Source organism: Novosphingobium sp. 18050 (genome assembly GCF_902706195.1).
Lineage (GTDB): Bacteria > Pseudomonadota > Alphaproteobacteria > Sphingomonadales > Sphingomonadaceae > Novosphingobium.
Genome location: NZ_CACSJO010000003.1, coordinates 201,569 through 225,709, shown reverse-complemented (window position 1 = coordinate 225,709; position 24,141 = coordinate 201,569). Strand labels below are relative to the sequence as shown.

Below are 24,141 nucleotides of genomic sequence, written 5' to 3'. Positions count from 1 at the left end.
GTGGCTCCGATGGGAGAGGGGCAGTGCCGCTCGGTCGATGGTGCGAGACCCGTGTAGGGGGCACTCGAAAATCTATCGATCCGAATAATCTAGACTGAAACGTTCGATATTATTGAATAGTGGCGATGTGGCCCCTCCCCATCGGGAGGGGCCGTACAGGTTCAAACCGCCCAGCAGCCGCAGCCCAGCGATCCCCAGAAGGTCTGGACATCCGCTGCCGGCACATTGGCGCCCAGCGCGGCCGCGTGGTCGTGGCCGTGGACGCCGCAGCTGCTGGCGCAGCCGCAGGCAGAGGCCAGCTTTTCCTTCGCTTCGGGCGTCTGGTAATAGCCGCCGAACGTGGCGACCGGCGACCAGTCCGGCATCGGGCGGGGAAGCTCGGGGGCGAGCGGGCGGAAGTCGCCGTCGCCGTGGACCACCTTGCCGCCCAGGATCGTCAGGATCGCGCGGATGTGGACGATCTCGTTCTCGGGCACGGCGAAGAAATCATCCGAGAGCAGCGCGAGGTCGGCAAGCTGACCGGCCTTGATCTGGCCCTTCTTGCCCACCTCGCTGGAGAACCAGGTGTTCTCGTGCGTCCACATCGCCAGCGCCTTTTCGCGGCTGACGCGGTTGGCGTTGGGGTACAGGCGCAGGCCGCCCACGGTGCGCCCGCTCACCAGCCAGGACAGCGAGACCCAGGGGTTGTAGCTGGCGACGCGGGTGGCGTCGGTGCCGCCGCCCACCGGGATGCCGGCGGCCAGCATCTTTGCGATCGGCGGGGTGCGCTCTGCTGCCTTGGCGCCGTAGCGAGCCACGAAGTCTTCTCCCTGATAGGCCATGCGGTGCTGCACGGCGATGCCGCCGCCCAGCGCCGCGATGCGGTCTATGTTGCGGTCGCTGATCGTCTCGGCATGGTCGAAGAACCAGTTGATGCCCTGGAGCGGGATGTCGCGGTTGACCTTCTCGTAGACGTCGAGTGCGCGGCCGATCGTTTCGTCATAGGTGGCGTGGAGGCGCCAGGGCCAGCGGTGCTCTGCCAGCAGGCGGATGACGGGTTCGAGATCTCCTTCCATGCTGGGCGCCATGTCGGGGCGCTCTACGCGGAAATCCTCGAAGTCGGCGGCGGAATAGACCAGCATCTCGCCCGCGCCGTTGTGGCGGTAGGTATCGTCGCCTTGGCCGGGCTTCACCTGCTTCACCCAGCCCTGGAAATCGGCCAGTTCTTCCTTCGGCTTCTGGGTGAACAGGTTGTAGCTGATGCGCACCGTCAGCTGATCGTCGGCGTGCAGCTTCTCGATGATCTCGTAATCGTCGGGGTAGTTCTGGAAGCCGCCGCCCGCGTCGATCACGCCGGTGACGCCCAGCGCGTTGACTTCGCGCATGAAGTGGCGGGTCGAGTTGATCTGGTATTCGGGCGGCAGTTTCGGCCCCTTCGCCAGCGTCGAATAGAGGATCGTCGCGTTGGGCTGGGCCAGCAGCAGGCCGGTGGGGTTGCCTTGGGCATCGCGCACGATTTCACCGCCGGGCGGGTTGGGCGTGTCCTTGGTATAGCCCACCACCCGCAGCGCCGCCGCGTTGAGCAGCGCGCGGTCGTAAAGGTGCAGGATGAACACCGGGGTATCGGGCGCCACCGCGTTCAGTTCGGCGATCGTGGGCAGGCGCTTTTCGGCGAACTGGTGTTCGGTAAAGCCGCCGACCACGCGCACCCACTGCGGGGCGGGGGTCTTGTCGACCTGGGCCTTCAGCATCGCCATCGCTTCGGACAGGCTGGTCACGCCGTCCCAGCGCAGCTCCATGTTGAAGTTCAGGCCGCCGCGAATGATGTGCATGTGGCTGTCGATCAGGCCGGGGATCAGGCGGTGGCCTTTCGCGTCGATCACAGTGGCCTCGGGCGCTGCGGCGCGCACCTCCTGTTCGCTGCCGACGGCCAGGAACTTGCCGTCCCGGATCGCCACGGCTTCGGCCTGCGGGTTCTCGCGGTCCAGCGTGGTGATCTTGGCGTTGATGATGATCGTGTCGGTCATTGGGCTATCCTTTGATCGGGTCGTCTGAGCAGAAAGCATGGCGGGCAGCAGCGAGGAGGCCGCCGCTCCGGCGATGGTCTGGCGGCGGGTAATCACGCCTCGGCCTTGTCGGCGGCGGCGCGGCAGGGGAACTTGTCACCCGGCAGGCGGCCCAGCACATGCTGGCGGCAGTCGGTCTGGACGAAGTGGGCGACGTCCTCGGTGCCAGCAAAGGCCTTTTTGGCCAGCGGCACCACCTGTTCGCCCAGCAGGATGCCCAGCAGGCCGATCAATGCGATCATCGGCGGGGCAGGCGAACGAACGCCGAGGAAGCTGTAGACGACGCCTACCAAAAGCCCGGCGGCAAGCGAGATAAGGTAAGGTTTCATGTCTTGTCTCCTCGGCGTTCTGCCTGCGTCAGGCCTGCACGAAGGCGAGCAGGTCGGGATTGATAACTTCGGCGTCCACGGTCAGCATCCCGTGCGAGAAGCCGGGGTAGATTTTGAGCGTAGCGTCGGGCAGGATCTCGGCCTGCAACTCGGCGGCGTTCTTGTAAGGGACGATCTGGTCGTCATCTCCCTGAAGGACGAGCACGGGGACGGTGATCGCTTGCAGGTCGTCGGTCTGGTCGGTCTCGGAGAAGGCCTTGATGCCCTCGTAATGGGCCTTGGCGCTGCCCATCATGCCCTGGCGCCACCAGTTGTCGATGACGGCGGGGATGACCTTCGCGCCCTCGCGGTTGAAGCCGTAGAACGCGCCGGCGGCGAGGTCTCGGAAGAACTCCGCGCGGTTGGCCGCAAGCGCGGCGCGAAGGCCGTCGAACACCGCGATGGGTAGTCCGCCCGGATAGCGCTCGGTCTGGAGCATGATCGGCGGGACGGCGCTGACCAGCACCGCCTTGGCGACCCGGCCCTGCGGAATGCCATACTGCGCGACGTAGCGGGCAACTTCGCCGCCGCCGGTCGAGTGACCGATGTGGACAGCATTCCTGATGTCGAGGTGCTCCATCACGGCCGCGGCATCGGCGGCATAGTGGTCCATGTCATGGCCATCGCTCACCTGCGACGAACGGCCGTGGCCCCGGCGATCATGCGCAACGACGCGGTAGCCCTTTGCAAGAAAGAACAGCATTTGCGAATCCCAGTCGTCCGACGACAGCGGCCAGCCATGGTGGAAAACGATGGGCTGGGCGTCCTTTGGGCCCCAGTCCTTGTAGAAGATTTCTACGCCGTCGGTGGTGGTTACATAAGCCATGATGCTGATCCTTGGATGAGAGTGGGGAAGCCCCCGTGGCAGCGTGGAACCGGTGGCGGCAAATTGGAGCAATGCGCCGCCGGTGCCGAGCTTAACTCAGTTTGCGCCTTCCGAAGCGCCAAACATGGTCTTGGCGTACTTGATGCCCAGGCCGTAGGAACCGCCCCAGACCTTGGCGATGCCGGTGGTGCTGTCGTAAGTTTCGGTACGGGCCCAGTCGCGCTGCAGTTCGAGCAGGTACTGGAGCGAGGTCATCGGCACGGCGCCAAGCTGGATCATGCGCTGGACGGCGATCTCATGCGCTTCGTCCGAGATATCGCCGCAGGCATCGGCGATGAAGTAGGCCTCGAAGCCCTGGTCGATGGCCGATGCCACGGGGCCCACGATGCAGACCGAAGTCCACAGACCGGCGAAGACGATGCGGGGCTTGGCGATACGATTGATCTCTTCGATCACGGCGGCATCTTCCCAGGTGTTCATCGACGTGCGGTCGAGCAGTTCCTGGCCGGGGAAGGCATCGGTGATCTCGTCGAACATCGGGCCCGAGAAGCTCTTCTCGGCAACGGTGGTGAGGATGGTGGGCACGCCAAACGACTTGGCCCCGCGTGAGATGAGCGCAGCGTTGTTACGCAGCAGTTCGGCCGAGATGGATTTGGTGGCGAAAGCCATCTGCGACTGGAAATCGATCAGGACAAGGGCGTGGTTATCAGGAGAAATGAGTGATTTGCCGGGGGTGGCGGTGGCGGTGATGGTCATGTTGAAACTCCTCGGTGAGGGGCGCTCTTGCCCGGTGCAATCTTTCTCGTGGAAATCTGGACTTCGATAAAGACGGATAAGATCGAGGTTTGTGTTCGATAAAATAGAAAAGCTGTATGGCCGATCAGGACAATGCAGCCATGCGGCGTATGACCCCGCCCTACGCCGCAGGCGCTATCAACCGTTGGTATACCCTATCTTCGAGGGTGCAGGACAACGCGGCCGGATGTGGTTTTTCAGGAGATCCGGCGCAGTTGACGGCACCCGGGAGCAGCCCGCACAAAAAAGCACGAAAGGCGATTGCCTATCCCCCCTTCGCCATGTAAATGGCCCGCCTGCCCGCAAGGCACGCCGCTTTAGCTCAGTTGGTAGAGCACATCATTCGTAATGATGGGGTCACAGGTTCGAATCCTGTAAGCGGCACCACCTTCCCCGATCGCGGGGGGCGCCAACATCCTTAAAACCCCAGAAATCTGCGATATTTAACTCCCTGCTGTTCGCAAGTGTTCACTTGCATTCGCAGGTGGCTACCCCAAGTTGGGGTATGTCTGGGGGTATCGGAACATACTCGGCCATCAATGGGCTGGTTGTTATAGCACTTACCGACGTTGCTCTCCGCACCGCCAAGCCGGGCGTTAAGCCCTATGAACTCTCGGATAGTGGCGGGTTGTTCCTGTTTGTAACGCAAGTAGGCGGGAAGCTATGGCGTCTCAAGTTTCGGGTTGGGGTAGCGAAAAGCTGCTATCGCTGGGGAAATACCCCCAAATGAGCCTGTCCGAAGCCCGCAAGGCGCGGGATGAGGCCAAGGCGAAATTGTCGGCAGGCGTCGATCCCGCTGACGAACGGAAGATGGCGAAGATCGCCGCTTAAGGTAAGTGCTGGCAATACCTTCCAGTCTGTGGCGGTGGACTTCATTGCGGTGAAGCCGGAAGCGTCATAGCTTTGCTTGCCAAGGGTTTTGCGTTTGTGCTGGACAACGCGCTGGGGACTATATTGGACGATAGCCTCGGTGCGAGGCGAGCAAAGTTGGCGCCCCGTCCCTGGGATACGGAGCGCATTTCGCAATTGCACTGAAGCGTGCGCGGTGGGCGTTCCGCCTGTTCGCATCGGTCAGCTGGGTTCGCCCGCGATAGCGACGGCTGCGAGTCATACCGCGGGCGATGGACGTTACGCTCTCCCGGCCCGCCAGCCCATCCATTCACGTAAGCGGGGGGCCAGGCGTTTGGTTGCCGCTTCGAGGACGACGGCTGCGGCCAGTGACAGGCCGAACATCGGCATCGCGAATGCCAGTACCATGACCAGAGCGAAGAGTGCCCAGGAATGGCGCAGCGGTGCCAAGGTTGCCGGCGCGCCCAGCTTGCCGGTCGGGCGGCGGCGCCACCACAGGACCACGCTCGACACGCACAGGAGCACGAGGCCCAGCAGCACCCCAAGGTTGACGAACTGGTTGGCAATGCCGGCCCACGCGCCTTCGTGGATGGCGACCCCGTAGCCGACGGCGCGGTCTATCCAGTGGCGGTCGGCGAAGCGCTGGATGCCGATGAGGCTGCCGTCGGAGGCGATTTCTGCGCTGTCGCGCCGGGGGCGGTTTTCGGCCTGGCTGCGGACTTGCCACGGCGCACCCGGCGTGGTCGGGGGGCTTACTTCGACAGGGGCGGCGAAGTTCAGGGTCTCGGCTCTTGCGATGACCGCGTCCATTGCGGCGGGCGGCGGCGCCATGTGGTGCATCGCCATGCCGTGATGTTCGGCGTGTTCGGATATCATCGCCCGCATTCCGGCATCTGCTTTCGCTCGGGTGAGGGCCTCGGCGGCGGTGCCGGCGGACCAGTCCTGGCGCCCTGCGGCGGTGCCGGTGATGGTGCGGACCTGGCGCAGGTAATCGCCCCAGGCGTTCGCCCAAGGCAGGCCCGAAGCGATCAGGAACAACGCGCCCAGCGTGATCCAAAGGCCGGTTACGGCGTGGATGTCGCGCCAGAACAGGGTGCGGCCTCGCCTCAGGCGGGGGTAAAGAGTACCGGCAAGGCCGCTTCCTCCGCGCGGCCACCACAGGAACAGGCCGGTCAGGAGCATGACGATCGTCCAGCAGGCGGCCATCTCGACCAGCGCCGAGCCGCGGTCTCCGGCCAGCAGTTCGCCGTGGAGACGGAAGACCACGCGCATCAGGCGGTCTTCCTCCGCTGCCTGATGGAGTACGGCGCCGGTCTGCGGGTGAACCCATACGCGAAACTCTTCGCTACCTTTGCCGACCAGTACCTGCACCGCGTCGGCCGGGTTTTCGGGCAGGACGTACTTGTGGAGCAGCGATCCCGGCACTGCCGCCGCCGCCCGCGCGGCCACAGCATCGGGGGAGAGCAGGGGCGCTGCCCCAGCCGCGACATTGCGGTAGGGGGCGTAGAGTGCGGCCTCGATCTGCGGTTTGAACAGATAAAGGCCGCCCGTCACCGAGAGCCACAGGACGAAGGGCACGCAGAATAGTCCAGCGTAGAAATGCCAGCGCCAGACTGCGCGATACCAGCGTTCGGTGCGTGGTTCTGCAAGGCTCACAGCTTCCACCCCGCTTCAAGCAGGAAGCTGCGCTGCGGGTAAGGGTGGTAGACCCATGCGCGGTCGTTGGTGATATTGTCCACGCCTACGCTGACGCGAAGGGCCTGCGTCACGTCCCAGCTGACCCGCGCGTCCAGTGCGAAGAGTTCGGAGGTGTAGCCGTAGGTATCGCCGCGCTGGAGGCCCAGCAGGTCGGTGTTGGGACGGCTGGCATAGCGCACGCCGATAGAGACCAGCACTGGATCGGCCACGCGGTAACGCAAGTTGCCGTTGATGCGCCAGCGCGGGATGCGAGGGAACTGCACGCCCTCGGCTGCGGGGGCAGCGTCGTTTCGCAGGGTTACCGAATCGATCCAGGCGACGTTGGCGTCCAGGTCGAGGCCGGGGATCGCCACATCGCGGGCCTCGGCGATCAGTTCGAGGCCGTATTGGCGGGTGCGGTCGATGTTCTTGTAGCTGGAGGTTGTCACGCCGTTCTGGTTGAAGCCGGTGAACGAGAAAATCGTGTTCTTCACCCGCTGCCAGAATGCAGATGCGGTCAGCTTCACCGGGCCGAAGTCATGGGCGACCAGCAGGTTCGCGTCGGTCGAGCGTTCGGGCTTCAGTGCGGGGTCGAAGCTGTCCCGGTTGAAGCTGCCGTCGCCGTTGAGGCTGCCCTGGAACAGCTCGCCCACGGTGGGGAAGCGGGTGGCCTTGGCGAGGCTGAGCTGGACGCGGGTATCGGGGGCGACCGCCCAGTCGAGCGATGCCTTGGGCTGGAAACCGCCCGCATGGCGGCTGGCGTAGTGGTTGGTGACTGCCGCTCCTGCGGTGCCAAGGCGTGCGAGGCCGCCGTCAAAGGCGCGCCAGTCCTCATACCGGGCGCCCAGTGTCAGTGTTATGGGATCGAAGGGCACGCGTAGTTCGGCCCAGCTTGCGAGGGTGCGGGTCTTGCCGAAGGTGCGGGTGGTGAAGGCCCTGCCGCTATCGCTGCGCCAGTCGGTGAGGGCGTAGTTGGTGAGGTCGGTGCTGTAGAGGTTGGCGCTGCCGCCGCCCGCCAGTTCGGCGCCGCCGAGTTGCGCCGTCAGTGCCAGTTCGCCGGTGTACCAGTAAGTCGGCCCCTGCCGCGCCAGTGTGCCCGCGCCGTTTGCCGCGCCGGCATCGTAGCCCTTCGAGGTGAAACCGTCCGAGCGGAGGATCTGGTAAGCCGAGACATTGGCCCGCACGGTCACGTCGTCGGAGACCGGCGCGGAGACTTTCAGCCCCGCCAGCAGTTCGTCGCGCACGGTGCGCGACCAGTTGGCGCCGCTGGCGGTGTACTTCTGCCCGCCGATGGAGACGAGACCGTCGCATACCGTGTTGCTGTCTGCTCCGCGCAAGTAGCAGTCGGGCGCGGTCTGGCTGTCGAGGTTGTGCCAGTAGGCAAGCAGGAATTCGCCGGTCACGCCCGAAGCGCCGTCATAGCCGAGGCGCAGCTTGGCCTGGTCCTGGGTGATCTGCGCGGGGCTTTGCGCGGCGAAGATCGGGCTGGCGGCGGTGCCGGGCGCGCCGGTTATCGCCTGTGCGGGGTCGATCACTGCGCCGGTCACCGGCACGGCAGCGGCGGTGTTGGCCGAGCGGGTCAGGCCCTGAAACATCTGCGGGTGGCCGGTATTGCGGAAATGCCGCCCCGAAACCCGCAGCGACCACGGCCCGTCCTTCTGCCGGAAACCGAAACCGGCCTCGGCGGAATAGCCCCAATATGTGTCATGGGTGCCGTACTGGTCGTAAGGCTGGACCATGCCCTGCACGGTGGCGAAAGCCTCGGTCCTTTCGGGCGAGCGGGTGGTGATGTTGACCACGCCGCCCATGGAATTACCCGCATAGCGCGCGGAATAGGGGCCATAGACGACGTCGAACTGCTCCACCTCGCCGGGGCCGACGACGCCCCACTTGGGGGCATAGGCGAAGGAGTTGCCGAGGAAATTCGACACGGTGAAGCCGTCCACCATCACCAGCGTCCGGGCGCTCTGGGTGGAGTGGGTGCCGCGAAAGCCCGGCACGCCGTTGGAATCGCCTGCATACCGGGTGCGCACGAAGAAATCGGGCGCGTACTTCATCAGGTCTTCGACGTTGCGGGCGTTGACGCCGGCGAACTGCTCGTCGCCAAGGCTGACCGAAAGGCCGCGCGCATCGAGGCTGATGTCGCGGTCACGCTGGCCGACGACCAGAATGGTGTCGCCGGGGGCATCGTCCGCCTCGGCGGCATTGGCGATGGTTGGAAACAGGGCAAGCGGAGCCGCGCCGAGCGCGAGCATGATACGAAACATGGCGGAAAATTCACCTGAACGGCCCGGGTGCGCTCTGGGTCAGGCGCACGGGCAAAGCATTTTGGCCGCAGCGCAAAGCGCTGCGACATGGCTATATTGTCAGGTGAAGCGGGGCGGTGCCTGGCTGGGCGGGCGGAAGTGCGCTGCCTTGGCGGGCAGGGAAAGCGGCGCGCGCACGATCGCGGTGACGAAGACGAAGGCCAGCGCAGCCAGCACCAGCGGCGCAAAGTCCGCGCCGGTCATGGCCGTGCCCAGCGGAGCAAAGGCGCAAGGATGGTCGGCGGTGGACGTGGTGTGGTCCTGATGCGAGCTTTTCTTGGGGATCGCGATCGTCACCGTGCTGCCCGCAGGCATCGTGCCCGAACAGAGTGCGACGATCAGGCCGGTGTCAGGGGCGGCAGGCATGTAGCCGGCAGGGATCAGGGCTTTCAGGAACAAAGCCGCCGCCAGCAGCAATGCTGCAAGCGCCGGGCGGTCCCGAAAGAAGTGCCTCATTTTCCCCACGAGCGCGTCTTTAGCGGGGTGGGTTCGGGATGTCACTTGGGAAGGAGGGTAAGATGAAGGGAAGAACTGGGCCATCGTCCCTGACCCCTCAGCTGCGGGCGCGGGGTGTGCGGCGGCGTATTTATGGTCTGCGGTGTTTGGGCGGGTATCCGGCCGCTCTCCTGCCCGAACCTTCCCTTCCGCCGTAAACCTGCCATAGCGCCCGCATGTTGTCTCGCCTCCCGCCGCCCGCTTCTTGGACGTCCGCTTTCATTGCCGCGCTGGTCGGTTTCGGGGGGACGGTGGCGCTGATCGTCAGGGCCATGCAGGCGATGGGCGCGGATGCGGGGCAGGTGGGCTCGGCGGTTACGGCGCTTTGTCTTGGCATTGCGGTGGCCGGGGCGGCGCTTTCGGCGTGGATGCGAGTGCCGGTGGTCCTGGCATGGTCGACGCCGGGAGCAGCTTTGCTGGCGGCTAGCACTGGCGTGGTCGCCTGGCCGGTTGCGGTCGGAGCTTTCGTGGCGGCGGCGGTGATGATGTGCGTGCTGGCTCTCGTTCCCGCGCTGGGCCGGCTGGCGGAGCGGCTACCGCCATCGGTCGCTTCGGCGATGCTGGCGGGCGTGCTGTTGCCGTTCTGCCTGCAGCTGTTCAAGACTTTGGAAAGCGACGCCTTGCTCGTCTGCGTGCTTCTGGCCGTTTTCGTGATCGCCCGGCAGCGGGTGCCGCTTTATGCGCTGCTGCTGGTGCTTCTGGCGGGATTTGCGGTGCTGGCGGTGCGCGGGGACGTGGCGGGGCTCGGGTCCGGGCCGCTGGTCGGCGGGATGGAACTGGCCGCGCCGGTGTTCGACTGGCGCAGCGTGGTGAGCGTGGGCGTGCCGCTGTTCCTGGTCACGCTGGTGTCGCAGAACCTGCCAGGGCTCGTCGTATTGCGCTCGGCCGGGTACGCGCCCAAGCCTCGACCTTTGTTGCTGGGGACGGGTCTGGCGAGCCTGCTGCTGGCGCCGTTCGGGGCGCATGGCATCAATTTGGCGGCGATCACGGCGGCAATCTGCACGGGGTCCGATGCGCATCCCGATGCGGCGAGGCGCTGGGTGGTGGGGCTGATCTACGCGGGCTTCTATCTAGCTCTGGCGCTGTTTTCCGCGCCTCTGGTACTGTTCTTCCTGGCGATGCCCCATGCGGCGATCGCGGCGCTGACCGGCGTGGCGCTGATTGCGCCGCTGACCGGCGCGGTGGAGGCGATGCTGGTCGAGAAGACGGAACGGGACGCAGCTATCCTCACCTTCGCCGCGACTGCCTCGGGCGTGAGCCTGATGGGGGTCGGCTCGGCGTTCTGGGGGCTGCTGGCGGGCTTTGCGGCGCTGGCGGCGAAGGCGGTATTCTTCCGCCGAAATTGACCTGATGCGCGGGGCCTCGTAACGCGCGGGGCATGACTGTCACTCGCTTCGCGCCGTCGCCTACCGGGCACCTTCACGTCGGCAATATCCGCACGGCGCTGCACAACTTCCTGCTGGCGAAGCAGGCGGGCGGGCGGTTCCTGCTGCGCATCGACGATACCGACGCGGCCCGCTCACGCGAGGAGTTCGTGGAGGGCATCCGCGCCGACCTCGCCTGGCTGGGTCTGGAGACCGAGGGCGAGGAGCGCCAGTCCGCGCGCTTCGCCATCTATGAAGAGGCCTTCGCGCGGCTGGAGGCCGAGGGCCGGGTCTATCCGTGCTGGGAAAGCCCGCAGGAACTTGACCTCAAGCGCAAGGTGCTGCTGGGGCGCGGTTTGCCGCCGATCTATGACCGGGCGGCACTGGACCTCAGCGCTGATGACAAGGCGGCCAGAATCGCAGCGGGCGATCTGCCGCACTGGCGCTTCCTGCTGGATCGGGACGAGCCGATCGAGTGGATCGACGGCATTCGAGGGGCCCAGAAGTTCGAGGCCGCGCAGATGAGCGATCCGGTGGTGCGCCGCGCGGATGGTTCGTGGCTCTATATGCTGCCTTCCGTGATCGACGATATCGCCATGGGCGTGACGCAGATACTGCGCGGCGAGGACCACGTTTCCAATACGGCGACGCAGGTGCAGATGTTCACTGCGCTGGGCGCTGCGGTTCCGGCTTTCGCGCATGAGGCGCTTTTGGTGGGGAGCGAGGGCAAGCTGTCGAAGCGGCTCGGCTCTCTGGGGGCTGCGCATTTTCGCGAGGCGGGGATCGAGCCTCAGGCGTTGACCGCGCTGCTCGGGCGGCTGGGGACCAGCGATCCGGTCGATGCGGCGCTGGGGCTGGAGGAACTGGCGGCGACCTTCGATCTTTCGCGCTTTGGGCGCGCGCCGGCGCGGTTCGACGAGACGGAGCTTGAGCGGGTCAATGCCGCCGTGGTCCATGAGCTGGACTACGATGCGGTAGCCGCGCGCCTGCCTGAGGGAATGGACGCGGCCGCATGGGCGGCGGTGCGCCCCAACCTTGCGCGCGTGGCAGAGGCGCAGGACTGGTGGCAGGTGGTGACCGGGCCGGTCGCCGCAGCCGGGATCGATGAGGACGACCGGGCCTTCTGCGCGCAGGGCGCGGACGTGCTGGCCGAGCTGGAATGGTCTCCCGAGGTGTGGAAGGCGCTGACCTCCGTGCTCAAGGATACAACCGGGCGCAAGGGCAAGACCCTGTTCCTGCCGCTGCGCCGGGCGCTGACCGGCATGGACCACGGACCGGACATGGCGGCGCTGCTGCCGCTGATCGGGCGTGAGGCGGCCGTCGCGCGGCTGCGGGCTGTGGGTTGAGCGTCAAACGCAACATAATGACTGTTTACACATCCCTCGCATCCCGCTAGTGGCACCGTCATGTTCGCAAAGCCGATCATTATTACCACCCCGAAACCGACTGCCTTCGCGCGGTCGGTGTCGGTGGTGTGCGTGATCTGAAGCACCACCCGAACACCGACCCCGCATACGGCAGGCGGGGCTTTTCAATCTGAAAAACTAGAACCTCGCGCTGCTACACTTGAAAGTAGGAGACGCTTAGTCATGGTTCAAAAGTTCGCACCCGGTCAGAAGCTCAATGTCGGCGTCGTCGGCGCGACGGGTCTCGTCGGTACGATGATCCGCGAAATCCTTGCCGAGCGCAATTTTCCGATCGCAACCCTGCGCCTGTTCGCCTCGGCCCGTTCGGCCGGCAAGGAACTGGACGGCGTAGTGGTGGAAGACGCGGCGACGGCGGATTTCGCCGGGCTGGACGTGGTACTGTTCTCAGCCGGTGGGTCTACCTCGAAGGAACTGGCGCCCAAGGCAGCTGCCGCCGGCGCCATCGTGATCGATAACTCCTCGGCCTGGCGTTCCGACCCGGAAGTGCCGCTGGTGGTGGCCGAAGTGAACCCCCAGGCGCTGGCCAACCTGCCCAAGGGCATCGTCGCCAACCCCAACTGCACCACCATGGCCGCGATGCCGGTGCTGCGTCCGCTGCATGACGAGGCGGGGCTGAAGAAGCTGGTCGTCTCGACCTATCAGGCGGTGTCGGGCGGCGGCCTCGAAGGCATAGACGTGCTGGCGCGGCAGATCGCCCACGTCGGCGACAAGGCACGCGAACTGGCAAGCGGCGACGTTTCCGCGCTGCTGCCCGAGGCTGAGAAGTGGGCCGTGCCGATCGCGCACAACGTGGTGCCGCTGAACTACGTCTACGCCGACGATGGCTACACCGAGGAAGAGATCAAGCTGCGCGACGAGAGCCGCAAGATCCTGGGCATCCCCGAACTGCCGGTTTCGGGCACTTGCGTGCGCGTGCCGGTGTTCACGGGCCACTCGCTGTCGATGAACGTCGAGTTCGACCGCCCGATCAGCGTCGAGCGCGCGCTGGAACTGCTCGGCTCGGCGCCGGGCGTGGTGGTGACCGAAGTGCCCAACCCGCTGGACGCGACCGGCAAGGACCCCGTCTTCGTGGGCCGCGTGCGCCGCGATCCGACCTCGGTCAACGGCCTCGCGCTGTTTGTGGCGAGCGACAATCTGCGCAAGGGCGCGGCGCTCAATGCGGTGCAGATCGCTGAAGTGCTGCTGGGTTGATGGAACGGGTGACGCGCGCCGCATGGCGCGCGTTACTGGTCTGCATTCAGTCCATCGACCGCAACCGGGTTACTCCATGAACCAGCCGTGGCTGGCCACCAGCGACTGGCCGGTCAGGGCGTTGGTTTCGAACCCGGCGAAGAACAGCGCGACTTCGGCGATATCGTCCACCGTGGTGAATTCGCCGTCGACGGTCTGGCCGAGCATCACGGTCTTCACCACGTCCTCTTCGGAAATGCCCAGTTCCTTGGCCTGCTCGGGGATCTGCTTGTCCACCAGCGGGGTGCGCACGAAGCCGGGGCAGATGACGTTGGTGCGGACGCCCTTCTTGCCGCCTTCCTTGGCGATCACGCGCGAAAGGCCCAGCAGGCCATGCTTGGCGGTGACGTAGGCGCTCTTGAGCGGGCTGGCCTCCTTGGAGTGGACCGAGCCCATGAAGATCACCGAGCCGGACCCCTGAGCATACATGTGCGGCAGCACCGCCTTGGAGGTGAGGAAGGCGCCGTCGAGGTGGATCGCCAGCATCTTCTTCCAGTCGGCGTAAGCGAAATTCTCCACCGGATTTACGATCTGGATGCCCGCGTTGGAGACCAGCACGTCGACCGTGCCCCAGGCCGCGACCACGGCGGCGACGCCTTCGTTGACCTGTTCCTCGCTGGTCACGTCCATCGCCACGGCCATGGCGATGCCGCCCTTCGCGGTGATGTCGTCCGCCGCCTTCTGCGCGGCTTCGAGGTTGAGGTCGGCAATGACGACCTTGCCGCCTTCACCGGCGTATTTATGAGCGATGGCGTTGCCGATGCCGCTGGCGGCGCCGGTGACGATGCAGACCTTGTCCTTGAGTTTCATCTACTTAACTCCCATCATGCGGTCAGAGGATGTGCCGGATCGGCGCCGGCGAGGTCGAAAGTGACTATTTCATCGGCCTTCAGGCGGCGGCCGGTCCAGTCGGGATGGGCCAGCGAGTGGGCCGCATCGGCGCGTCCCGTGGCCCAGTGCTCGTTCACCGTGACGCGGGAGAATTCGTAGTCCTTGGAATTGGTCTCGAAATCCTCGGGCCGGTTGATGAGGTGCATCACCGCCACCGCGCCGGCGGGCCTGCAGCCCAGCAGATGCGCAAGGTCGGGATCGTCCAGCAGGTCTTCGGGCAGCTTTTTCGCCAGGCGCTTGGCGGCGGCGCACATTTTCTGCAGCTGGCGCGACTGGTCGGTGCCGAGGCGCGTGCGGCTGGAAAAGCGGATGTCCTTCTCGCGCTGGGCGACGTCGGCCATGGTGCGCGGCACGATCCCGCGCGAGGAGAACAGGTCCACCTGATAGACTGTCATCTCGCACGAGGGGCGGTTGTCGAGCACGTATTGCAGCGGGGTGTTGGAGACCAGGCCGCCATCCCAGTACCACTGGCCGTCGATCTCCACCGGGGGAAAACCAGGAGGCAGAGCACCGCTGGCCATGATGTGGTCGGGGCCAATTGCGCGCTCGGTATTGTCGAAATAGGCGAAGTTGCCGGTGAGCATGTTGACTGCCCCCACGCTGAAGCGGGTTTCGGCGGTGTTGAGGCGGTCGAAGTCGATCACCTCCAGCAGCGTCTGGCGCAGCGGGGCGGTGTCGTAATAGCTCAGGCGGCTGAGGTCGGCGGGCCATTCGGGCAGCGGCAGGGGGAAGCGCGGGGTGAAGAAGCCGGGGATGCCGAACGTTGCGGCCCACTGCGCGGCGCCCTCGTTGAAGGCGCGGCGGGCGAAACCGATGCGCTCGTCGATACGGTAGAGCAGTTCGGAGGACACCCCGTTCCAGAATTTGCGCAGCATCGGCACGCGGTCTTTCGGCGCATTGCCGGCAATGATCCCCGCGTTGATCGCGCCGATCGAGATGCCCGCCACCCAGTCCGGCAGGGCATCTTCTTTCGCCAGCGCTTCGTAGACCCCCGCCTGGTAGGCGCCGAGCGCGCCGCCCCCCTGAAGGACGAGTACACTTTGGGGCCGGAGGTTGGAGTCTGAGTGCGGACGGGTCACGGAATAACCTTGTGCCAGTTTGCTGCAGCGCAACAGTTGGGGGCGGCTTGGCGAGGTTTCAACTCGTACATGTGTCGCGATTTGTGTTTACGGCCTGATGATTGCGCCTTGCCCCTCAGGCTGCCACCTCTTCGCCGGTCGGTTCGCTCGCCGCTTCCAGCAGGCGGCGTTCCAGCGCCTTGAGGCGCGGAGTGCCGGTCAGCTTTTCGCCGAAGAGGTCGGTGACGTAGAAGGTATCCGCCGCACGCTCGCCGTAAGTGGCGATGTGGGCGGAGTGGACCATCAGTTTCGATTCGAACAGCGCATAGGCCAGCCGGTTGAGCAGGGCGGGCCGGTCGCGCGAATTGACTTCGACCACGGTGAAACGGTTCGAGGCCTTGTTGTCGAACAGCACGCGCGGCCGCACGTCGAAGGCATCGGCGCGGGGACGGGCATCGGGCCGGGCGACCAGCTGGGGCAGGATATTGATCCGGTTGGCCAGCGCATTCTCGATCGAGAGGCTGAGGCGTTCGAGTTGGCTGACTTCCATGAATGGCCGGCCGAGCGGGTCCTGCACCAGGAAGTTGTCGACCGCGCGCCCCGTGCGGGTAGTGTGGATGCGCGCGTCGATGATGTTGCCGCCGGCCAGATGGATGCCGCCGGCGATGCGGTAGAACAGGCCCGGGTGGTCCGATGCGATCACCGTCACCAGCGTGGCGCCGTGCGCCGGGTAGTATTCGGTGAAGATCGAGAGCGGCTGATCTGCCGAAGCGTCCAGTTCGATCAGGTTCTTCGCGATCACGTCATCCGGCTCGGCGATCCAGTAGGCATCGCCCAGCACGCCGCCGACTTTCGCGATCAGCGCAGGGTACTCGCCGCCCATGGCCTCGACGGCGGCCTTCTTGGCGGCGACGCGGTTGGAGCGGCCGAATTCGGCATGGCCCAGGCGCAGGCGTTCCTCTGCGGCGCCGTAGAGTGTGGCGATGAGCTGGCGCTTCCACGAATTCCAGGTGCCGGGGCCGACCGCGCGGATGTCGACGATGGTGAGCACGGTCAGTTGGCGCAGGCGGTCCACCGACTGCACCACTTCGACGAAGTCGGCGATGGTCTTGCCGTCCGAAAGGTCGCGTTTCATTGCCGTGGCGGACAGCAGCAGGTGCTGGCGGACCAGCCATGAAACCAGTTCGGTTTCATCCTCGTCGAGGCCGAAGCGTGGGCACAGCTTGAGTGCGATTTCTGCGCCCAGCACCGAGTGGTCGCCCTTACGCCCCTTGGCGATGTCATGCAGCAGCACCGAGACATAGAGCGCCCGGCGCGAGCGCAGCTTGGGGATCACCTCGTGGGCCAGCGGGTGGTCGCCCTTCAGCTCGCCCTTTTCGATCCGGGCGACGAGGCCGATGGCGCGGATCGTATGCTCGTCCACCGTGTAATGGTGGTACATGTCGAACTGCATCTGCGCGTTGACCCGGCCGAACTCGGTCACGAAGCGGCCGAATACGCCCGCCTCGTTGAAGCTGCGCAGCGCAACTTCGGGGTCGTTGCGGCTGGTTAGCAGTTCCATGAACAGTTCGTTGGCGCGCTTGTCGCGGCGCACCTCGTCGCGGATCAGCACGGCATCGCGGGAGATCAGGCGCAGGGTTTCGGGGTGGATATCCAGATGCTCTCGGTCGGCCAGCACGAAAATCTCGATCATGCGTACCGGATCGGCGGCGAACCATTCGTCCGAAGGCGCCTTGAGGCGGCCGCCGAAGACCTTGTAGCCCTTGAGAATGCGTTCCTTGGCGCGGAAACCGGCCAGCAGCCCGCGCGGCTGGCGCTTGGCGAACTGCTCGTCGAGCTGGGCAAGGAACACCCCGGTCAGGTTGCCCACGACCTTGGCCTGCAGGAAGAACATCTGCATGAAGCGCTCCACCGCGCTCTTGCCCGGACGGTCGGAGAAGTTCATCCGCGCCGCCACTTCGCGCTGCATGTCGAAGGTCAGGCGGTCCTCTGCGCGGCGGGTGATGGTGTGCAGATGGCAGCGTACAGCCCAGAAGAAGTTCTCGGCGCGGCGGAACGAGCGGTATTCCTTCTGGGTCAGCAGGCCGACGCTGACCAGTTCGGAGGCATCGCGCACCTTGTGGATGTACTTGCCGATCCAGTAGAGCGTGTGCAGGTCGCGCAGGCCGCCCTTGCCCTCCTTAATGTTGGGTTCGACGACATAGCGGCTGTCGCCCATGCGCTTGTGGCGTTCCTCGCGCTCGGCCAGTTTTTCGACGACGAACTGGCGCTCGGTGCCGGACACCACATCCTTAAAGAAGCGGGTGCGCGCCTCCTCGTACAGGTCCTGGTCGCCCCAGACGTAGCGGCCTTCCAGCATGGCTGTGCGGATCGTCAGGTCGGATTTCGACATGCGCACCATGTCGTCGAGCGAGCGGCTGGAATGGCCGACCTTCAGCGCCAGGTCCCACATGAAGTAGAGCATGGCCTCGATCACCTGCTCGCACCACGGCGTCTGCTTGATCGGCGTTAGGAAGGCGATATCGACGTCGGAGTGCGGCGCCATCTCGCCCCGGCCATAGCCGCCGACAGCCATGATCGTCAGCCGCTCGCCCTTCGAACGGTTGCCGGCCGGATAGACGTTGGCGCAGATGTGATCGTGGATCACGCGCACCAGCTGGTCGACCAGGAAAGCCTGCGCTTCCGCCACTTCGTGCCCTGCAGAAGGCTTCTCGATCAGGCGGCGCGCAATCTCGGCGCGGCCGGTTTCCAGCGCGGCGCGCAGCAGTTCGACGATGGCCTTGCGGCCCTTGGCGCCGCCCTGCTCGGCGACCACGGCATCGATGCGCGCGGCGAGTTCGCGGCGGTCGATCACGGAACGGGGGGAAGGGATACGGATCACGCTGCTCATGGCCTCGGGGTCTATACGCTGCGGGGGCTAAGGAAAAGCCGCAGGTGGTGATCTCGCGGTTATGCAGCAGAGATATGAATTGCCGGCTACCATCGCGTACCGGGCTATGCCAGAAGGCCGCGCGTAACCAAGGCCATCCAGGGCCAGGGCGGGGTCCACCGGGGTGTATCCCGGCCCCGGCCGCCCGGACATGAAGCACGCGAGGTCCACGACTTGTCCCTGACACTGCTTGCCGCAGCCGCCGCCGAGGCGTCCGAGCCCATCTACTGGGTCAACCTGGGCCTCAAGAACTACCTGTTCCGTATCGGCAGCTTTGAGCTGCGCTGGTACTCGCTGGCCTATCTTGCCGGGATCGTGCTGGGATACTGGCACCTTTCGCGCATGATAAAGTCACCCGGCGCGCCCATGGCGCAGCACCATGCCGACGACCTGTTCTTTTACTGCACCCTGGGCATCATCCTTGGCGGGCGGCTGGGCTACGCCACGTTCTACACGGGCGGCAGTTCGGATATTCCCAGCCTCTGGGCTCACCCAAGTCAGCTGGTGCAGCTGTGGCACGGCGGCATGAGCTTCCACGGCGGGTTGATCGGCGTGCTGCTGGCGGTCGCCTGGGTATCCTGGCGCAACCAGCTGAGCTTCGTGCGGGTGATGGACTATATCTCGGTCTGTGTGCCGTTCGGGATGCTGTTCGGGCGCCTTGCCAACTTCGTCAACGGCGAACTGTGGGGCCGCGTCGTCACAGGCAACGTGCCCTGGGCGATGGTCTTCCCCGATGCCCCGGACCAGCTGCCGCGCCACCCCAGCCAGCTTTACGAAGCGGGGCTGGAGGGGCTGCTGATGATCGTCGTCATGCTGCTGCTGTACTGGAAGACGCGCGCGCGTTTCCGTCCGGGCCTGCTGGTGGGCGTGTTCACCGCAGGTATCGCCGCCGCGCGCTTCACAGTGGAATTCTTTCGTGAGCCGGACAAGCAACTCGCGCAGTTCGCGCAGTCGACCGGCCTGTCGATGGGCCAGTGGCTTACGATCCCGCTGATCCTGCTGGGTCTGTTCATGGTGGCGAGGGCGCTTGCCCGGCCGGCGCTTGCGACGCGCCGCCCGATCGAGATTACCTGAGCGCTTCCTCATGGCAGAAGGCGAATCGCTCGGCGCGGTGTTCCAGCGGCTGATCACCAGCTTCGGCCCGATCACGCTGCAGCACTACATGGGCGAATCGAACGCCCGCTACTATGCCGGCAAGGACCCGCTAGGCAGCGGCGGAGACTTCATCACCGCGCCCGAGATCAGCCAGATGTTCGGCGAGCTTGTCGGCCTGTGGCTGGTCGACATCTGGATGCGCGCGGGTAGCCCTGCGCCGATCCACTACGTCGAGCTTGGCCCGGGACGCGGCACTCTGGCCCACGATGCGCTGCGGGCGATGAAGCGGCAGGGGCTGGAGCCGCAGGTCCACTTCATCGAAGGCTCCGCCGCGCTGCGGGCCGTTCAGCGGGGCGCTGTACCGGACGCGCAGTGGCACGACGACATGGACACCCTGCCCACGGACGCGCCGCTCGTGATCGTGGGCAACGAGTTCCTCGACGCCCTGCCGGTACGCCAGTTGGTGAAGACCGCGCAGGGCTGGCGCGAGCGTATGGTCGACTGGCAGGATACAGACGGCGAAGGCGGCCGTTTCTTGCCAGTGGCCGGCGACAAGCCGATGGACGCGGCGATTCCCGAGCACCTCAAAAACAGCCCGGAACAGACCCTGATCGAGACCTGCCCCGGCGCCGCTGCCGTCACCGGCGAGATCGCCGGGCGGCTTGCCGCGCAGGGCGGCGCGGCGCTGCTGATCGACTACGGCTATACGCAGACGCAGACCGGATCGACGCTGCAGGCGCTAAAGGATCACACGAAAGTCGACCCCTTCGCATTGCCGGGCGAGGCGGACCTGACTTGCCTCGTCGATTTCGCCACTGCCGCGCAAGTGGCGCTGGCGGGCGGAGCGCGCCACCTCGGCACAGTGACGCAAGGGGCCTTCCTGCGCGCGCTGGGCATAGACATGCGCGCCGCGCAGCTGGCCGGTATTGCGCCGCAGCAATCTTCTGCAATACTCGCCGCCAGAGATCGACTGGTAGACGAGGCGCAGATGGGGGAATTGTTCAAGGTGATGGGCCTGGCCGGGCCGGGCTGGCCGGACGGCGCGGGCTTTTGATGGCGACGCAGCCGGCGCAGGCACCCGCCCTGCGCTCGATCGCGCCCGACCGGCTGGAAAAGGTGCTTGGGGGACTGGCGCTGGTGATGCTGGGCTTCATCGTCGTTGCCCTGTTCAAGGGCATGCACGACTGGCCCGCGATTCCGGCGGTGATATGGCTGCACCTCGCCACGATCATGACCGCGCTGGCGCTTACCCCGGTGCTGCTGTGGCGCCCGCGTGGAACGCCGGGGCATCGCCAGCTCGGCTATGTATGGAGCGCGGCGATGCTTCTTACCGCGGTCGACAGCCTGTTCGTGACGACCAGCAATCCGGGCCATTTCAGCCCCATCCACGCGCTGTCGTTCCTGACCATCGTGCTGGTGCCGCTGCTGGTGTTCAATGCCCGCCGGCACAACGTGGCGCGCCATCGCCGCACGGTGCGCGGCATGATTATCGGCGCGCTGCTGATCGCGGGGTTCTTCACTTTCCCGTTCGACCGCCTGCTGGGCCACTGGTTGCTGAGTTGAAAACGCTCCCCGGATAGGGAGCGCGCCGCGAGGTGTCGGGATGCGCGGCGAAGTGGAGCCGTCCCGGCGTTATGCCGGGACGGCTACCAGCCTTATTTTCCGACCTTCACCGTGCGGTTCTCCTGCGGGACTTCGCGCACCGGTACGGCCTTCAGCCAGTCTTCGAACGCCATCACGTCGATCATGCCGCGCGTGCGCTCGGTGCCCTTGGCGAAAGTCGTGAAGCCGTCGCCCCCCTCGGCGAGGAAGTTCACCACGCTCACGCGGTAGTTCGCCGCCGCGCTCACCGGCTTGCCCTTAAGGGTCAGCGATACGATGCGGTTGCCCGAGGGGCGCGTCAGGTCATAGCGCAGCATCAGTCCGGCCGAAGGCGAAAGCACCTGCATCGGTCCCTCATCGCCCAGTCCTTCCTCGATCACGCCGCGCAGCTGCGTGCCGGTGAGCGTCATGGTCACCAGTTCGTTGCCGAACGGCTCGATGGCGTAGAGCTGTCCGAAGGTCACCTGGCCATTGGCGCCGGGCACCAGCGAGGCGCGGATGCCGAAGGGGTTGGTGAAGGCGATCTGTGCCCCCGCACTGCGCGTCGCGGCGAGCTGGCTGTCGGCGATCAGGTTGCCCAGCGTGCCGCCGGTACCCGATTCGGCGCCGTCGCTCTTGGATGCGCCTTGTGAAATCCTGCCTACCGGCCGCTCGACCAGCGAGATCGAGGCGTCCTTGTACTGCTTGACGTAGGCAGCCACGTCGGCGCGCGGTGCGAAGCGCGGGAAGGCGTCGGTATTGGCGACCTCTCCCCGGCTGGACTTGTAGGGCGTGGACTGGACGATGACGTTATGCGCGGCCGAGGACACCACCCGGTGCGAGGCGGGGTCGATCTTCAGCGTGATGTCGGTGACGAGTTCGCCGTAGACGCCCGCGCTGGTCAGCAGGATCGGCGCGCCGCCGTTCGCGGGCTTGTAGTTGCAGACGTAGGACCAGTGCGTGTGGCCCGATACCACCACATCGACGCCGGGGTTCAGCTTATCGAGGATCGGCTGGATGTCGCCGGTGAAATCGTTGCAGCCGTTGGGGTCGCCTACCGGCGTCTTGCCGCCCTGGTGGATCAGCACGACCACCGCGTCGGCGCCTTCGGCCCTGAGTACGGGGATCGCCTTGTTGATTGCCTCGGCCTCGTCGCCGAAGGTCAGGTCCTTGACCTGTTCGGGTGCGACAAGCGTCGGCACCGATTTCAGCGACAGGCCGACGAAGCCGATCGTCACCTTGTTGGCGCCTGTCCCGAAGGTCTTGAGGCCGGTGGCGGGGAACAGGGTGCTGCCGTCCGCCTTGAAAGTGCTGGCCGACAGGTACTTGTAGCTGGCGCCTTTGAACTGTTCCAGCTGGCAGGGATCGAGCCGTCCGTTCTTCTCGCAGCCGCCGCTTTGCAGGCGCTGGAGTTCCTTCGGGCCGCGATCGAATTCGTGGTTGCCCACGGCGTTGAATTCCAGCCCCAGCCGGTTCATCACGCCGACCGCCGGCTCGTCCAGATAGAGCGAGGAGGCGAGCTGCGACGCGCTGGTCAGATCGCCTGCCGCCACCACGACGTGGTTGGGGTGCAGCGCCTTGATCGAATCCACCGCCGAGGCCAGCCACGCCCCGCCGCCTGCGGGAACCTGCAGGGTCGAGCCGTCCGCCTGCTTGACGTTGACCGACTGGCCCGGCGGCTCCAGCGCGCCGTGGAAGTCGTTGATGGCGACGATGCCCACCTCGACCGGGCCTGCGGCGGCGGCTTGGGGGCCGGGCACCGATGCAGTCTGGTGGGAGGCCTGCGGGGCCGCGCAGGCGGCCAGCAGGGAGGCGGTGAGAAGCGGAAGCGCTCTGATCTTGGGGGAGGTCATGGGGCGGCTCTATCGCAAGGAAAGGTGACGCTCAAAGGACGAATTTTGCAAACTTTGCACGCACGGTCAGCGCACTTCGTCCTCCAGCGCGTGCATGGCATCGTCGGACAGTCCGAAGTGATGGCCGACCTCATGGATGACGACATGGGCGACGAGGTCTTCCAGCTGCACTTCGGTCTCGCACCACTCGGCCAGCAGGGGCTGGCGGTAGAGGGTGATGCGCGGCGGGAATTCACCCGATATCCATACCGAATCGGTGTCCATCGAGCGGCCGTGGTACAGCCCGGTGAGGCCGAACGGATCGTCGATATCCAGCGCGCGCAGGGTTTCCTCGTCGGCGAATTCCTCGATGTGGACGGTGATCCCGCCAAGGTGCTGTGCAAAGGGTTCGGGAATGCGCGTGAAGGCTGCATGAGCAAGCGCCTCGAAATCGGCGGGCGAGGGGGGAGGTCCGAAACGGCGTGTCATGGGGCGGACTGTGCCACCAATTACGCGGCCGGGTAACCCTCAGACGCGCGCGGCATTGAGGTGCCGTAGAATCACCGCGCGGTTGCTGCGTTCGGCTTCGAAGCGGGCGAGGGCTGCGTCATGGGCGAGGATAGCGGCGATGATGCGCCGGCGGCCTGCCTTCCAGGTTTCCATGTCATGCTCCAGCGTCCGCACCGGCGCATTGGAGCGGGAGGTGGCATAGTGCAGGGTGACGCGGGTGAGCATTTCGAACAGCGGGCGGCGGACCATGCGGAACAGCAGTTCCTGAAACGCGAACTCGAAGGCGCCGAGGTCCGCGTCGCTGGCGCAGGTTTCCACTTGCCCCGCCATCATACGCAGATCGCCAAGCAGGTCCGCGTCCCGGCATCCGGCGGCTGCGGCGGCAAGTTCGTTGAACAGCAGCGAAGTCATGTCCAGCGCCTCCTCCCAGGTCGCCGGGTGGACCCGCAGATAGGCGTCGAAGGCCCGTTCCAGCGCGGCATCATCCGGCCGGGCGCCGTAATAGCCGCCGCCCGGACCGCGTCGGACTTCCAGCAGTCCCTCGTGTTCAAGGACGCGGGCGGCCTGTTGCAGTGTGACGATGCCTACCTCAAGGCTGCGGGCCAGCGCATGGAGTGATCCGATCAGAGCGCCGGGGGCGGCGGCAAAGATGCGTTCGCGCAGAACTTCGGTGGTCGCGGCGACGAGGTTCGTCCCGCGCCGTCGCTGCACTTTGAGCGGAGTGTCAATTACAGGCATATAATAGGCTCCGATTCCGCCAGATCGGCATCGATAAACGCAATTCAAGTCCGTTGAGCGCCTATTTAAACGCACATAACATCCTGCTCAAGACGGGTGGCCGCAAAGCCGCCCCGGCGCGTTGG

Annotated in this window: 19 protein-coding genes, 1 tRNA gene and 1 pseudogene; 8 read left to right on the top strand and 13 right to left on the bottom strand. The window is 65.7% G+C overall.

Going from position 1 to position 24,141, the window contains the following annotated elements:
• Window positions 1-161: 161 nt before the first annotated feature.
• The 4 genes from GVL61_RS05325 to GVL61_RS05310 form a co-directional block, all read right to left on the bottom strand.
• On the bottom strand, window positions 162-2,006 hold the full coding sequence (locus tag GVL61_RS05325; protein ID WP_159977733.1) for an amidohydrolase: 1,845 nt from the start codon (window positions 2,004-2,006) through the stop codon (window positions 162-164).
• Between the two features lie 92 nt (window positions 2,007-2,098).
• Window positions 2,099-2,374, bottom strand: a complete 276-nt coding sequence (locus GVL61_RS05320) for a DUF1427 family protein (RefSeq protein WP_159977731.1) — start codon at window positions 2,372-2,374, stop codon at window positions 2,099-2,101.
• Window positions 2,375-2,402: 28 nt separating this feature from the next.
• Entirely contained in the window at window positions 2,403-3,239 is an 837-nt protein-coding gene (locus GVL61_RS05315; RefSeq protein ID WP_159977729.1) for an alpha/beta fold hydrolase, read from the bottom strand.
• A gap of 96 nt (window positions 3,240-3,335) precedes the next feature.
• Window positions 3,336-3,995 carry a hydrolase gene (locus GVL61_RS05310; protein ID WP_159977727.1) on the bottom strand — a complete coding sequence of 220 codons (660 nt, stop codon included), beginning with the start codon at window positions 3,993-3,995 and terminating at the stop codon, window positions 3,336-3,338.
• Between the two features lie 350 nt (window positions 3,996-4,345).
• On the opposite strand from GVL61_RS05310, the gene GVL61_RS05305 reads away from it, so the two are divergent.
• Together GVL61_RS05305 and GVL61_RS25370 are read left to right on the top strand one after the other, a co-directional pair.
• A tRNA-Thr gene (locus GVL61_RS05305) sits at window positions 4,346-4,421 on the top strand.
• A 118-nt stretch (window positions 4,422-4,539) separates the two neighbouring features.
• Window positions 4,540-4,865: pseudogene (locus GVL61_RS25370) on the top strand (Arm DNA-binding domain-containing protein).
• A 297-nt stretch (window positions 4,866-5,162) separates the two neighbouring features.
• Here the strand turns inward: GVL61_RS25370 and GVL61_RS05295 are convergent.
• The 3 genes from GVL61_RS05295 to GVL61_RS05285 form a co-directional block, all read right to left on the bottom strand.
• Entirely contained in the window at window positions 5,163-6,539 is a 1,377-nt protein-coding gene (locus GVL61_RS05295) for a PepSY domain-containing protein (protein ID WP_159977725.1), read from the bottom strand.
• Complete coding sequence (locus GVL61_RS05290; protein ID WP_159977723.1) at window positions 6,536-8,827, bottom strand: TonB-dependent receptor; 2,292 nt, start codon at window positions 8,825-8,827, stop codon at window positions 6,536-6,538. Before GVL61_RS05290 ends, GVL61_RS05295 begins: the two co-directional genes overlap by 4 nt.
• Before the next feature lie 99 nt (window positions 8,828-8,926).
• Window positions 8,927-9,322, bottom strand: coding sequence for a hypothetical protein (locus GVL61_RS05285; protein ID WP_235037532.1), 396 nt, complete (start codon window positions 9,320-9,322; stop codon window positions 8,927-8,929).
• A 215-nt stretch (window positions 9,323-9,537) separates the two neighbouring features.
• Here GVL61_RS05285 and GVL61_RS05280 point away from each other — a divergent pair, with 215 nt between their 5' ends.
• From GVL61_RS05280 to GVL61_RS05270, 3 genes are all read left to right on the top strand, one after another.
• Window positions 9,538-10,707, top strand: coding sequence for a benzoate/H(+) symporter BenE family transporter (locus GVL61_RS05280; protein ID WP_159977719.1), 1,170 nt, complete (start codon window positions 9,538-9,540; stop codon window positions 10,705-10,707).
• Window positions 10,708-10,739: 32 nt separating this feature from the next.
• Window positions 10,740-12,071: a glutamate--tRNA ligase gene (gene gltX / locus GVL61_RS05275; RefSeq protein WP_159977717.1), complete on the top strand. Its 1,332-nt coding sequence runs from the start codon at window positions 10,740-10,742 to the stop codon at window positions 12,069-12,071.
• Window positions 12,072-12,314: 243 nt separating this feature from the next.
• Window positions 12,315-13,343: an aspartate-semialdehyde dehydrogenase gene (locus tag GVL61_RS05270; protein ID WP_159977715.1), complete on the top strand. Its 1,029-nt coding sequence runs from the start codon at window positions 12,315-12,317 to the stop codon at window positions 13,341-13,343.
• Between the two features lie 69 nt (window positions 13,344-13,412).
• Here the strand turns inward: GVL61_RS05270 and GVL61_RS05265 are convergent, their stop codons facing one another.
• The 3 genes from GVL61_RS05265 to GVL61_RS05255 all read right to left on the bottom strand — a co-directional run bounded on the left by GVL61_RS05265 (window position 13,413) and on the right by GVL61_RS05255 (window position 18,221).
• Window positions 13,413-14,192: a 3-hydroxybutyrate dehydrogenase gene (locus GVL61_RS05265; RefSeq protein WP_159977713.1), complete on the bottom strand. Its 780-nt coding sequence runs from the start codon at window positions 14,190-14,192 to the stop codon at window positions 13,413-13,415.
• 14 nt (window positions 14,193-14,206) lie between these two features.
• Window positions 14,207-15,352, bottom strand: a complete 1,146-nt coding sequence (locus GVL61_RS05260) for a patatin-like phospholipase family protein (RefSeq protein ID WP_159977711.1) — start codon at window positions 15,350-15,352, stop codon at window positions 14,207-14,209.
• 115 nt (window positions 15,353-15,467) lie between these two features.
• Entirely contained in the window at window positions 15,468-18,221 is a 2,754-nt protein-coding gene (locus GVL61_RS05255) for a [protein-PII] uridylyltransferase (protein ID WP_159977709.1), read from the bottom strand.
• 213 nt (window positions 18,222-18,434) lie between these two features.
• Between GVL61_RS05255 and lgt the strand changes: the two genes are divergently transcribed.
• The 3 genes from lgt to GVL61_RS05240 are packed head-to-tail and all read left to right on the top strand — an operon-like array spanning window position 18,435 to window position 20,918.
• Complete coding sequence (lgt, locus tag GVL61_RS05250; RefSeq protein WP_159977707.1) at window positions 18,435-19,334, top strand: prolipoprotein diacylglyceryl transferase; 900 nt, start codon at window positions 18,435-18,437, stop codon at window positions 19,332-19,334.
• Between the two features lie 10 nt (window positions 19,335-19,344).
• Window positions 19,345-20,409: a class I SAM-dependent methyltransferase gene (locus tag GVL61_RS05245; protein WP_159977705.1), complete on the top strand. Its 1,065-nt coding sequence runs from the start codon at window positions 19,345-19,347 to the stop codon at window positions 20,407-20,409.
• Entirely contained in the window at window positions 20,409-20,918 is a 510-nt protein-coding gene (locus GVL61_RS05240; protein ID WP_159977703.1) for a DUF2306 domain-containing protein, read from the top strand. Before GVL61_RS05245 ends, GVL61_RS05240 begins: the two co-directional genes overlap by 1 nt.
• Before the next feature lie 92 nt (window positions 20,919-21,010).
• On the opposite strand, the gene GVL61_RS05235 is transcribed toward GVL61_RS05240, so the two are convergent.
• From GVL61_RS05235 to GVL61_RS05225, 3 genes are all read right to left on the bottom strand, one after another.
• Window positions 21,011-22,789 (bottom strand): bifunctional UDP-sugar hydrolase/5'-nucleotidase, encoded by a 1,779-nt coding sequence (locus GVL61_RS05235; RefSeq protein WP_159977701.1) that lies wholly within the window; start codon window positions 22,787-22,789, stop codon window positions 21,011-21,013.
• Window positions 22,790-22,855: 66 nt separating this feature from the next.
• Entirely contained in the window at window positions 22,856-23,257 is a 402-nt protein-coding gene (locus GVL61_RS05230) for a metallopeptidase family protein (protein ID WP_159977699.1), read from the bottom strand.
• A gap of 39 nt (window positions 23,258-23,296) precedes the next feature.
• Complete coding sequence (locus GVL61_RS05225; RefSeq protein WP_159977697.1) at window positions 23,297-24,016, bottom strand: GntR family transcriptional regulator; 720 nt, start codon at window positions 24,014-24,016, stop codon at window positions 23,297-23,299.
• Window positions 24,017-24,141: the final 125 nt, after the last annotated feature.

Bases quoted from the DNA above. Each gene is read 5' to 3' on its own strand.
- GVL61_RS05230 (WP_159977699.1), bottom strand. From the start codon at position 23,257: ATGACACGCCGTTTCGGACCTCCCCCCTCGCCCGCCGATTTCGAGGCG.
- GVL61_RS05315 (WP_159977729.1), bottom strand. From the start codon at position 3,239: ATGGCTTATGTAACCACCACCGACGGCGTAGAAATCTTCTACAAGGAC.
- GVL61_RS05225 (WP_159977697.1), bottom strand. From the start codon at position 24,016: ATGCCTGTAATTGACACTCCGCTCAAAGTGCAGCGACGGCGCGGGACG.
- GVL61_RS05325 (WP_159977733.1), bottom strand. From the start codon at position 2,006: ATGACCGACACGATCATCATCAACGCCAAGATCACCACGCTGGACCGC.
- GVL61_RS05255 (WP_159977709.1), bottom strand. From the start codon at position 18,221: ATGAGCAGCGTGATCCGTATCCCTTCCCCCCGTTCCGTGATCGACCGC.
- GVL61_RS05240 (WP_159977703.1), top strand. From the start codon at position 20,409: ATGGCGACGCAGCCGGCGCAGGCACCCGCCCTGCGCTCGATCGCGCCC.
- GVL61_RS05280 (WP_159977719.1), top strand. From the start codon at position 9,538: ATGTTGTCTCGCCTCCCGCCGCCCGCTTCTTGGACGTCCGCTTTCATT.
- gltX (WP_159977717.1), top strand. From the start codon at position 10,740: ATGACTGTCACTCGCTTCGCGCCGTCGCCTACCGGGCACCTTCACGTC.
- GVL61_RS05285 (WP_235037532.1), bottom strand. From the start codon at position 9,322: ATGAGGCACTTCTTTCGGGACCGCCCGGCGCTTGCAGCATTGCTGCTG.
- GVL61_RS05290 (WP_159977723.1), bottom strand. From the start codon at position 8,827: ATGTTTCGTATCATGCTCGCGCTCGGCGCGGCTCCGCTTGCCCTGTTT.
- GVL61_RS05320 (WP_159977731.1), bottom strand. From the start codon at position 2,374: ATGAAACCTTACCTTATCTCGCTTGCCGCCGGGCTTTTGGTAGGCGTC.
- GVL61_RS05265 (WP_159977713.1), bottom strand. From the start codon at position 14,192: ATGAAACTCAAGGACAAGGTCTGCATCGTCACCGGCGCCGCCAGCGGC.
- GVL61_RS05270 (WP_159977715.1), top strand. From the start codon at position 12,315: ATGGTTCAAAAGTTCGCACCCGGTCAGAAGCTCAATGTCGGCGTCGTC.
- GVL61_RS05235 (WP_159977701.1), bottom strand. From the start codon at position 22,789: ATGACCTCCCCCAAGATCAGAGCGCTTCCGCTTCTCACCGCCTCCCTG.
- GVL61_RS05245 (WP_159977705.1), top strand. From the start codon at position 19,345: ATGGCAGAAGGCGAATCGCTCGGCGCGGTGTTCCAGCGGCTGATCACC.
- GVL61_RS05310 (WP_159977727.1), bottom strand. From the start codon at position 3,995: ATGACCATCACCGCCACCGCCACCCCCGGCAAATCACTCATTTCTCCT.